The organism is Pseudoalteromonas sp. SR44-5 (assembly GCF_014163675.1).
Lineage (GTDB): Bacteria > Pseudomonadota > Gammaproteobacteria > Enterobacterales > Alteromonadaceae > Pseudoalteromonas > Pseudoalteromonas rhizosphaerae.
Genome location: NZ_JACJDT010000023.1, coordinates 58494 through 69738 on the forward strand (window position 1 = coordinate 58494; position 11245 = coordinate 69738).

12 protein-coding genes and 1 pseudogene are annotated in these 11245 nt (G+C 39.2%); 7 read left to right on the plus strand and 6 right to left on the minus strand.

What is annotated here, in order from left to right:
• Positions 1-166 precede the first annotated feature (166 nt).
• From H5154_RS13430 to H5154_RS13455, 6 genes are all read right to left on the minus strand, one after another.
• Positions 167-613, minus strand: a complete 447-nt coding sequence (locus tag H5154_RS13430) for a PA2169 family four-helix-bundle protein (protein ID WP_182718590.1) — start codon at positions 611-613, stop codon at positions 167-169.
• Between the two features lie 174 nt (positions 614-787).
• Positions 788-1726, minus strand: coding sequence for a LysR family transcriptional regulator (locus H5154_RS13435; protein WP_145233562.1), 939 nt, complete (start codon positions 1724-1726; stop codon positions 788-790).
• A 15-nt stretch (positions 1727-1741) separates the two neighbouring features.
• The gene (aceK, locus tag H5154_RS13440; protein WP_145233564.1) at positions 1742-3460 is read right to left on the minus strand and encodes a bifunctional isocitrate dehydrogenase kinase/phosphatase; all 1719 of its coding nucleotides are present in this window, start codon (positions 3458-3460) and stop codon (positions 1742-1744) included.
• 82 nt (positions 3461-3542) lie between these two features.
• On the minus strand, positions 3543-4019 hold the full coding sequence (locus H5154_RS13445; protein ID WP_182718591.1) for a DUF4124 domain-containing protein: 477 nt from the start codon (positions 4017-4019) through the stop codon (positions 3543-3545).
• Positions 4020-4095: 76 nt separating this feature from the next.
• Positions 4096-5592: a DUF3413 domain-containing protein gene (locus H5154_RS13450; protein ID WP_182718592.1), complete on the minus strand. Its 1497-nt coding sequence runs from the start codon at positions 5590-5592 to the stop codon at positions 4096-4098.
• A 5-nt stretch (positions 5593-5597) separates the two neighbouring features.
• Positions 5598-5810, minus strand: a complete 213-nt coding sequence (locus H5154_RS13455; RefSeq protein WP_016707302.1) for a DUF1414 domain-containing protein — start codon at positions 5808-5810, stop codon at positions 5598-5600.
• A 62-nt stretch (positions 5811-5872) separates the two neighbouring features.
• Between H5154_RS13455 and yejK the strand changes: the two genes are divergently transcribed.
• From yejK to H5154_RS13490, 7 genes and pseudogenes are all read left to right on the plus strand, one after another.
• Complete coding sequence (gene yejK, locus H5154_RS13460; protein WP_149982371.1) at positions 5873-6886, plus strand: nucleoid-associated protein YejK; 1014 nt, start codon at positions 5873-5875, stop codon at positions 6884-6886.
• A gap of 298 nt (positions 6887-7184) precedes the next feature.
• Positions 7185-7975 (plus strand): annotated as a pseudogene (locus H5154_RS13465) (alpha/beta fold hydrolase).
• A 399-nt stretch (positions 7976-8374) separates the two neighbouring features.
• Positions 8375-8665: a hypothetical protein gene (locus H5154_RS13470; RefSeq protein ID WP_220493396.1), complete on the plus strand. Its 291-nt coding sequence runs from the start codon at positions 8375-8377 to the stop codon at positions 8663-8665.
• Positions 8666-8898: 233 nt separating this feature from the next.
• A complete protein-coding gene (locus H5154_RS13475) occupies positions 8899-9201 on the plus strand; it encodes a hypothetical protein (protein WP_182718594.1) in 303 nt (100 codons plus the stop codon).
• Between the two features lie 97 nt (positions 9202-9298).
• A complete protein-coding gene (locus H5154_RS13480; protein WP_182718595.1) occupies positions 9299-9715 on the plus strand; it encodes an SMI1/KNR4 family protein in 417 nt (138 codons plus the stop codon).
• Positions 9716-9833: 118 nt separating this feature from the next.
• Complete coding sequence (locus tag H5154_RS13485; RefSeq protein ID WP_182718596.1) at positions 9834-10565, plus strand: alpha/beta fold hydrolase; 732 nt, start codon at positions 9834-9836, stop codon at positions 10563-10565.
• Positions 10546-11004, plus strand: a complete 459-nt coding sequence (locus tag H5154_RS13490; RefSeq protein WP_182718597.1) for a GFA family protein — start codon at positions 10546-10548, stop codon at positions 11002-11004. The genes H5154_RS13485 and H5154_RS13490 overlap by 20 nt, the downstream gene beginning before the upstream one ends.
• Positions 11005-11245: the final 241 nt, after the last annotated feature.

Genomic DNA, 11245 nt, shown 5'->3' on the forward strand with positions numbered 1-11245 from the left:
CTTAAGTTTAATCCTGGTCTAGACCAGCTGTGATAAAGGTAATAATAGAGGCTAATGTTTACAATTACGTGACAGAATTATTTTTTTATTGTAGAAGTTTTTTGTCATTCTTTATTAGGCATAAAAAAACCCAGCACGTGGCTGGGCTTTGACTTAACGAATTATATTAGTGCTTTTGTTGCATGCGGCTCATTTCTGTATGGCAGCTTTGCATTGTCAATAACACTTTAGATAATGCCGCTTCACAGTCATGTGGCTGTGGCTTTTTCATAGCGGCTTTAATTTCTGCAAGTGTTTTATCTTCCACTTCTTCAAGCTCTTTAACGTAGGTTTGGTCGTTATCTGAGCTAAATTTAGTGATAAGCGTGGTATACGCGCGGCGAGCTTCAACAGCAAAAGAAGAGCCATCTTCACGCTCTCCTTGCTCATTGATTGCATAAGGCTGAAGGTTTTCAACACTCACTTTACGGGCATCTATCATACGTTGGAAAAGTGCGCCAATTGCTGGATCTTGAACTTTCTGTTGGGCTTTTTCATAAAAGTCGATGCCGCTGTTCATTACTTGGATAATGTCAGTGATATGATTAACGTCTTGTCCTTGATGGGTATTCATAATTATGACCTCTTTAAGTTTAATGAAATTCACATTAAGCAAAGCAAGTCATGTTCCAGTATAAAAAATAATTATAACTAGTTGTATTTTATGTGGTAAAGAAAGCTAGCGGGAACTGGAATGCTTACTAAGCTAAGCTCAGTAAGCAAATTTTACACAGACTATGTAAGAGTGTTATTTTAACTCATCAGCAACTTCGGCTACTTTTTGGCGTAACCAAATATGGCTGGCATCTCTGTGAAGTAATGGGCTCCAAATCATATCTAACTCAAATGGTGGTATAGGGAAGGGAGGCTCCAGAATTTGCAAACCAGGATCATCTAAATAAATATTAGCGGCTTTTGAAGGGAGTGTCGCAATCAGGTTCTTCTCTTTCGCTAGATGTATTGCAACGTGGTAATTACGGGTGAATGTGGCAATATTTCGGTGTTTACCAAAGTGGGCGAGCGCTTCATCAACCCAGCCAAGTTTTTGTACGTCTTTAGGATCCATACCAACCCCGACACCAAAACCTGTTTTACTTACCCAAATATGCCGAGCTTTTAAATAACTATCGAGGCTAAAATTTTCAATGATCGGGTTGTCAGCTTTTACTAAACAACAAAAGCTATCTTTCCAAATACGTTTGTGATGAAACGACTGCGGTAGGTTTTCGAAACGATTTATTGCCATATCAACTTTACCGTTTTCTACATCATGAAAAGTAACATCACTTGGAGTGAGAATATCGAGTGTGGTATCCGGCGCTTCATCGTGTAATTTACTCAGTAGCTTAGGTGCTAAGGTGCTGGCAGCATAGTCACTGGCCATAATCCTAAATACCCGTTTGCTTTGGCTGGCCTCAAATTCACGGTTTGGTGCAAGCGTTTCTTCTAATGTCATTAAGATGCCACGGATCACCGGCTGCAATTCAATAGCTCGTTCAGTGGGCACCATACCATCACTGGTGCGTACTAAGATCGGATCGTTAAACAGGTTACGTAAACGTTTTAAACCATTACTCATTGCCGGCTGTGTAATGCTAAGCTGGTTTGCGGCGCGAGTAACATTACATTCGCGTAATAATGTGTCGAGATAAACGAGTAAGTTTAAATCTATTTTACTGATATTCATTGTGTGTCCTTTCGTCTACCATTGATGGATAAAACGCTGCGCTGCTGGATAAGGGTAGATATGGCTAACGACCCCTGCTTTTATATTTCGTTGCGCTTGCTGCCAAAATGCGACGTCTAATAGTTCTGGATGTGTTTGGCTGAAAACTGCTTTGTATTGCGGGTTCGGCATTACAAAAGTGCATAACTGCTCTGGAAATACATCTTGTGGTGCCACAGAGTAACTTTGCTCATTGGTTAAGTAGTCATCATAACTTTTGGCTTTAGGCAGTGCTCTAAAGTTCATGTCTGTTAAATATTGCACTTCATCATAATCATAAAAAATAATGCGTTTGTGTTTACTGACACCAAAGTTTTTAAGCAACATATCGCCTGGGAAAATATTAACGGCGATCATTTCCTTGAGTGCTTGGCCATATTCTGCAATGGCAACAGCGGCATCTTCAGTATTAGCTTTTTCTAAATATAAATTCAGTGGCGTCATGCGTCGCTCAATATACATATGTTTGATGATCAGTAAGTCGCCTTCGATGATCATTGATGAACCAATAGTTTGTTTAAGCTGTGCAAGCAATGTAGCGTTAAAACGCGCAACAGGGAATACGACGTTAGAATACTCTATGGTATCTGCCATACGACCAACCCGATCATGGCTTTTAACTAATTGGTAGCGTTTGAGAACGGTATCGCGGCCAAATGGTTTACTTTCACCAAATTTGTCTTTAATTATTTTAAATACATAATCAAATGAAGGTAGGGTAAATACCATCATCACCATGCCCGGTGTGCCAGGGGCAATCACAAAATCATCACTGGAGCGTTGTAAATGGGTTAAAAACTCGCGATAGAACTCGGTTTTACCTTGTTTATGAAAGCCAATGGCATTGTAAAGCTCTGCTAAGGTTTTGTTGGGCATTAGTTGGTTTAAAAACCGAACTAATGCGGAAGGAGCGTGGGTTTCAACCATAAAATAAGCACGAGCAAAGCCAAAAATAACCCGCATTTGCGATGAGTTAGTCAGTAAAGCATCGAGATACAGACCTTGCTCTTGATGATGTAACACCGCAATAATAAATGGCTGCACACCACTTTGTGATACTACACGGCCGACAATATAGGCTGCTTTGTTGCGATAAAACGGCGTTTGTAATATGTCAAAGCGCATTTGCCACGCACGGTGATGGGTGTCGGGTGCTTGTTTATAAAACGCTTTTACTAAAAGTCGTATATCGCGCTCTAAATTAACAAAATCGGCTTTAAAATCAAATTGATTAATTATTTTACGGATAGTGGGCTTTAAGCCGTCTACAACAGGAAAGTAGCTGCGGTATTCTGCTTCTACAGGAAGCGCAGGAGCATCTGCCAAGGTGGCTTTTACAAAAATAAAATCATTATTAAAATAACGTCGATGAAATAAGCGGCAAAACACAGAGTTATAAAATGTTTCGGCTAATTCTGCTTGTGGATGAAACGTTAAAAAGTGCTGGTAGATTTGTTTTGTTTGCAGCCAGAGTGATTCATCCAATTGATTGGCTAATTGCTGATTTTGTAGTTGTTGGGTGGTTTCGTTAACCCGATCATCGTAATAAGTGATCCGCAAGCGACTAATGTCGTGCATTTTTGTCCAGTTTTTATTTGCAAATGCCAGAGGTGCTTGTGCGGTGATCTGCTGAAATAATTTATAATGCTTTTTAAAGCCATTTAAAATTAGCTCGGCAATGTTTTGTGGTTGCATGAACGGGTACTCCAAAATGACCTGTAGAGTATATGCTCTACACATGTTAAGAGTATGCTAAATATTGGTAAAACCCAATAGTTTATTCATAACGTTTCAGTTTTTTTTCGAGTGCGGAGAGCTGTTTGTTGGTCGTTTTGGTGTTTTTGGCAAACGTTTTATTGATCACTTTTAGCTGCTTTTTTATCTCTTTGCTAAGCTTTTTTTTATCATCATCACTCATTAAACGATTTAGCCGTTGCAGTTGCTCGTATTCAGCGCGGTCACGGTCGCGACTCAAAATGGCGAGTTTATATTTAACGCTGCGTATCTCAGCGTTGAGATTACGAATAATTTGTTCACGCTCAAGGAAATTAAGCGCTTTGACATGATTTACAGTAGCCGGAGTGACGATGGGCGACACTGCTATTTTATGTTGCGTTGCCTGCCCGCCACAGGGAAATTGGCTAAATGTAGTGCCTCTGTCGGTTACGCACTTGTAATATTGATCTGCGGAAGCCGCCGGATTAGCAACAAATAGCAAACTAATAAAAATAACGAAAAGAGTACACAGTTTCATTACGCTAGCCTTCCCTAGTTAGGGCATAATCATATATGAAAACTATAACCTAACTTGGGTAAATTGCCAGTAGCAGTTATTCGGTAAAGGTTTTTAGCTTTTTAATGCTTTGTGCTAAAAACGGAATATCTAAACCTTGCTCTATTGAAAAGCCTTGTGCAGCAGAGATATTTTTATAATTACCATCAGAATCAATTAATGTAATACGGTCTTTCTTATAGGCAATAAATACGCCTTGCGAATAATTAACGCCCATATCGCCTTTTTTGTTATACAAATTAACGCCTAGCATGCTTTGCTTTGCGATATCAGCACAATTTAAATATTGGCCAACGCTTGTGGCAATTAAATCGCTTGGTTGGATCAAGCCTTCAGTACGGGTTACTTTTCTATCCGTGCTGTATAAAGATGAAGCACTCACAATACCGTGATCAACATCGGCTAAACTAAATGCAAATACTTGATTGACTCCCTCACGAAGCGCAGTGTTTTCATCGGCGTTAATGATACGAATTGCTGCATCACCCGCTGTTGTACTATTGATATAGTTAAAATCATTAAAGCCACTGACACTAATACTACGACGATTACTTTGCCACACCGGCAATGTTTGCTCTGTCATTAAGGCTGGCTTGTAGTATGCAGGTAAACCGTAAATCAAGCTAAATAGCACATCTTGATGATGAACGGGTTGTAAAAGCTGCTCGGTTTTATTTAAATTTTTGTGCTGTTTAGCAAAATTAGTTAACGCAGGCGCAGAGCTAAACACTAAAATATCGACTGTCGCAGCAGTAAATTCTTCACAGCGAGCAATTGGTGTTGGAGCCGTGTAATCTACATTTTGTGTATTAACCTTTACGTTATGCGCTTGCTCGTAACTTTCAATATCAAGTAAATCATTTTTTGCCAATAAACTTTTTGCTGTCGTTGGGTAGGACAAGGGTAAGACATTATCTTGCTTAGTAATATCAAACTTCAAATTTGCATCAGCCCAAATATGAATACTGTGACTCATCGCAAAACAGACTAATAACAATGAGCTGGCGTAACGAGCAAATTTATATTGTTTTAAGCGGGCTAAATGGTGCCATGTATAGTTACTTGCTAATAATTGAAATGCAAAAATAAGCATCACAATTCCGCCAGCGAGCAGGGTTGTCAGCGCTGGAGAGCTGGTTAAACGATGCCATAATAAGGTAATAATTTCAGGTAATGCAGAGCTACTTAAATGGTAGCCTAAATTAAAATACACATAGGCATCAAGCGTCAGTAGTGATGCACCACAGGTGGCAAGTATTGCTGCCATACCGCGGATATGACGTGGGTAAGGAAATATTAAACTTAGCGGAAATACCGTCAGCACAAAGGCAATAAAGGTAATAAAACTAGTGTGACTAAGCCATGTCACTAGCATATAAAGCATACCCATAAAGCTGGTGGGAGGAGAGTCAGCAAATAAGTAACTTAAACTTATAAGCAACACTAAGCCGATATTGGCAAAAGTAAACAAATGCCCCCAACTTAATAATTGACTCGCTTTAGACGAAAACTGATTGTGCTGCGATAAATTCATAAAGTCTATTTAACCGATTGCGCAAGTGCTTTGGCAAAATTGTCTGCAACCGCTTGTCTTTTCCCTGTTGGTACATGCTCTTTTAAGATATGCGTGATAGAATTTCCTAAACACATAAGACTTAAATCAACCGGCGCATTGTGCTTAGTTAACACATCAATGAGCTGATCGACGATTTGTTCTACTTCATCATTAGAATATTTTGATAAGATTGGCATCAGTTGGTTCAATAAAAGAGTTATATTCTCACATTTTAACACCAGAGGCGTGAAAAACAAAGATGGCAATAGATGTTAAAAAGTTAGTCGTTCATTATGTAGACAAAAAAGACGACGATACGCAAATTCATTTGCGCAATGACGAAATGGCAGTGAATGATAAAGTCGCTGTATTCATCGAGCAACTTCATCACGCATACAACGGCAAACCAGGTAAAGGGTACTGTGCTTTTAGTGGTGATAAAAACTCTGTAGTTGCATCAGCCATGCAAAGTTACCGCAATAGCGAGCTTGGCTTTTGGCACATGACAGAGCAAGCTTCAGCTGTACTTAAAGAGGAACTTGATAAGTACGCGTTTAACGAAACTGGCTATTTAGTATTTTGTCATTATCAATACGTAGCAACCGATTATATGCTGATTGCAATGATCAACATCAAAGAGCATTACTCTATTACCTCTGAGCTTGATTTAGCCTCGTCACGCCATTTAGATATTTCCCGCATGCAACTAGCTGCACGCATCGATTTAACTGCGTGGGACACCCAAGCAGAAGACAATCGTTATATCTCATTTATTAAAGGCCGAGCAGGGCGCAAAGTCGCCGACTTTTTCTTAGACTTTTTAGGTTGCGAAGAAGGCATCGATCCAAAACAGCAAAGCCAAGTAATGCTCAATGCAGTTGAAGATTATTTATCAGAGCAACAATTTGATAAATCTGAAAAAGACGATCTGCGTAAACAAGTATTTGATTACTGTAATGACTGCGTTACTACTGGTGAAGATGCTAACGTCAGCGAGTTATCAGCAACGCTCACCAAAGGTGACGACAACCCATTTGAAAGCTTTTGCAAAGAGCAAAGCTATGATTTAGAAGAGTCATTCCCGGTCGATAAAAAAACCGTTACCAGTATGGTTAAATTCTCTGGCCTTGGCGGCGGCGTGAGCATCAGTTTTGAGCGCAAACACTTAGGCGAACGGGTAATGTACAACGAGGCCACTGATACGTTAGTTATTAAAGGCATACCGCCGAACCTTAAAGACCAATTGCAACGGTTTATGGAAAGTGAAGACTAGCGCTTTAAGCCATAAGCCATAAGCGGTAAGTTTTAAGCAGATTTGAATTAGTTGAAAGCGTGGTGTTTACACCGCGCTTTCTTGTTTTTGCTGTGTGCCGAAGCATAGTTACAGTCGATACTAAATTAATTAAGCTGTCTGAAAAAACCACCGCGAATAAGATTATTACTCTAGCTTTTATACAATAAATAATTCGACCAAAATAGTAACTTGGCTATGGTTCATTAATAAAAGTGAATTTAAAACGAGTTTATCTACAGGTTTAGTCTTTAAGGAGAAAAAAGTGAAATTTGGATTGATGCTTTGCTATTTTTTTGTCACAGCAAGTGTGTTTGCCAAGCCTAATTTTATTAAGGTTAATGGCTATGATGTTGAGTACGAAATCGCGGGGAGTGGCAAGCATACTGTATTTTTAGAGGCTGGTGGCTCTGCGGGGGTATTTGATTGGGAGCCGGTTTTTGAAAAGCTTGCAAAGGAAGCCCGCTTCATTCGTTATTCAAGAATTGGTAACGGCGGTTCTACGCAATTGAGAAAAAACTACAGCTCGGAAGAGTATGCAAACGAAGCTCTCATGCTACTTGAAGCGTTACACGTTGAAAAACCAATTGTCTATATTACTCATTCATATGGTGCTTATATCGCAAGACGATTCGCTGCAACTTATCCTGAGTGGGTTTCAGCCCCATGCTGATTGAGCCTGCTTCAGAGCATGATGTTGATATCATGCGCCAAATTGATCTTGCAAAAGCTGAGAAAGAAATAACACAAGTGAAATTAGACGATATGGCTAATGGTATGTCCAACCAGTATCTGGACTTTTGGGCGAAAAGACCATTGCCAGATTATCCACAGATCCCAGATATTCCAGTAACCGTTATTGCATCCGTGAAAAAGTATAAAAATCCGCCATTACTCTTTTTTACCGATGAAGGCCGAAAAATGTGGGGCGAATTGCATTCAGCTTGGGCTGAGTCTTTTCCACAAGGTAAAGCTGTATTAACTGATAAGAGCTATCATTATCCTCAAAATGATGAACCAGATAGGGTGGTGCAAGAAGTAATTGAACTGTTAGGCAGAATTAAAGACTAACTTTGATCAATGAGTAAACATTAATTTAAAATAATGAATTATGAGTATTGAGTTACTTCAGACAATGTAATGGTCATAGTTATATTTGGCGCAAAGCTTTGAAAAATTAACGCCTATAAATTCGTTTTACCTAAAACTGGCCAGGTGTATTCGGTTAGTTTTGATAAAAATGAAGGGATAATTGAGGTTCAGGGGTTTCGAATTGAAATGGCAGAAGTGTCTTGCCATAGTTTGGTAGAGTTTGGGAGTAATAGGCTCTATTTATTGTAAATTCACTTAATGAGCGCATATTACCTGACTGATTTGCCATGGGTTCTGATCAGATAAAAATAGGGTATTAAAATGGAAGTTTTAGAATTTCGTCAACGACTACAAACTATACTGGTAAACGAACTAAAAATGTGGAGACATCGGCTGTGCAATCAAACAATGTTAGTTTTCGATTTTGGATGTTTTGCATGGCATGGCTATTTTGAATTGAGCTTTTTAACGAACGATGAACCAGAGATGGAAATGTTTTCACGAGACGTAGACTTTATGGCACAGTGTAGACTATACGATTTCACATCTACGTACCTCTCCAAGTGGCCTCAAGCTACTGAACTGGCAATTGAAATGCAACAAAGTTATGAGTCTGCAAGCGAGCCATCTGCTAAAGCAGACGAATTCTTTCTGCATGTGCTGCTGTAGTTAAATCTAGAGAAGTCAAAGAAGTGTTGGCAACATACTCGCTAGCGAACGATTTTGAAATGCGCGTGTTAAATTCAGATGATACTTCAAATAAGAACTATTGTAACTTTAATACCTAAGAAGGCCCTGTATAATCCTTCTAAGGTTGTTATACCAAAGAGTAGGATGCTATGAGGATCACTGAGCACGCTAGAGTGCTAAAAATTGCTAAGCTCAATTTGACGAGTGGCTTAATGAAGCTCACTCTAGGCGGTTTTGTGCACGAAGACCTTGAGTTTAGGTGCAATAAACCAAAGTATTATCTTGAACCAGACGGGTTTTCATCACCTGGTTTAGACGTAATTCCGCTGTGGGAATCAGACGACATGATAACAGGTTTTTATTTTGAGGGAGCGACGCCTGTTTTCATCGTATATTACATCGATAGCCCAAGTGCAGTTAGAGAAATTGGCCGCAGTGTCGACGAGCTGATTAATTATCTTGTAGACGAATATGCAGAGAATGAAGAACAAGTGCGAAATGTGTTATCAAACTAAATATTGCATAAAATCGACATCTCGGTAACCACTTTTGTGCTGTTTTGTTGTTTAAAGCTACCGCGTTTGATAGGCATTTATAAGTCAGGAAAATACAATGCAAATTGAAGAAGTCATAGCACTATTAAAAGAAAAGAATGAACCGGTCCCAAAGCCTTTACTATTACCAACGGAAGACGAAGTGTCTTGTGCTGAAAAAGACTTATCTTTTAAATTTCCAGCTCAATATCGCAAGTTCATGCTTGAAGCTAGTTGCGTTACTTTCGGTGTAAGAGAGCCAGGTTTAGTACTACCAGATTTACAACCGTATTGTTGCCTAAGAAGAATGACAAAAGATGGTCGTCAATCTGGAGTTCCTAAGGATTTTATTGTTTTCTGCGAAGAGAATGGAAATTATTTCACCATAAATGAAAAAGATAATATTGGATACTACGATCATGATGATCTTACACACAATCTACACAATGGTGATTTCAAAGATTGGGTGATAGAAAATTGGTTAGAGTTAGAGTAAGTGCCTGCTGCCGTTTTAGCGTTTCATATTTTTTGCTCATGATTTTTGTGCACAAAAGCACTTGGCCAAAATCAAAGTTCAAGTATTTGAATGCTAACGTTGGGTGCTGAATTTAAATATGAAAATTATACTGCTTCCTGGCCTTGACGGGACTGGCCGTCTGTTTGCTAAATTGACAAAAAACTTGCCTGAAAATATAAATACTGAAGTGATCTCATATGAATCACTTGAAGGCGTAACTTATGCTAAACAAGCGGCAGAAATAGCAAAGCGTTTTAAAGATACTGATATTTATATTGTCGCGGAGTCTTATTCTGGGCCGGTGGCTTATGAGCTTTATAAGCTACTTGGCAGTCGTGTGAAAGGCATCGTATTTTTGGCCAGCTTTATCTCAGCGCCTTCTTTGTTATCTAAGTTGGCAGGCTTTTTACCCGTTAGCTTACTGTCAGCAAATTATTTAAGTAAAAAGCTACTTTATCTGTTTGGTTTTAGTTTAACGGGTAGCCAAACGTTGGTTTATCCCGTATTTGCTTCGCTGCAAACAGCGAATAAACGTAAACTCAAATTAAGATTAGGCAACATAGCTGGCCTTTCAAAACAACAGTGCGAGTTAGATTGCCCAGTGACTTATATTCGCCCTAGTAGAGATTTACTGGTAAGCGTGAGTGCGGTGAAGTACTTAGCGTCAATGTGTTCCAGCTTCAGCCAAGTTGAGATTGAAGGCGGACATTTTATAGCGCAATCAAACCCTGTAGCATGTGCTAAGGTTATTTGTGATACATTCAACGTAGCATCGGCGTTGATAAAATTGAACTTAAAGGAAGATTATAATGGACAGTACATCTCATAAAACAAAAGGCCATTGTCGTTGTGGACAGGTAAAGTTTGAAGTTAGCGCAAAGCCAATGATCACTATGGCTTGTCATTGCACTGGCTGTCAGAAAATGACGTCTAGCGCATTTAGCTTAAGCTCATTATTTCAGCGAGCTGCCTTTTCTATTACATCTGGAGCGCCTGTTATTGGCGGGCTGCATGACAGTAGTACGCAGCACTTTTTTTGTGGACATTGTATGAGCTGGTTATTTACCCACCTAGAAGGTTTGGATGATTTTGTAAATGTTCGCTCAACAATGCTAGATGACTCTCGCACCTACAAACCATTCATTGAAACTTACACGGATGAAAAACTTGAGTGGGCTAGTACGGGGGCAAAGCACAGTTTTTGTAAGTTTCCACCGCAGGAAAAGTTTCCTGAATTGCTGCATGAGTATATGCTAAAACAAGGATAAATATAGCATTACCCTTCATGCGCTTTTTATAAATAACAAGTGCAATGTGATGTTTGTTTTTCCATCACTATTTATCTAGTATCTCTGCTTAGGCTAGTCTGCTTTAGCTAGAACCTAGTAATACCAATCTGCATAAAGATTAAGTCAATTTTATCCAGTCTCTAGAGCATATGCTTTTAACCGTATCAGGAACAGAAATGAATTTATTCCACGCTTGCGAAACCTGTTCGACTATTTCTTC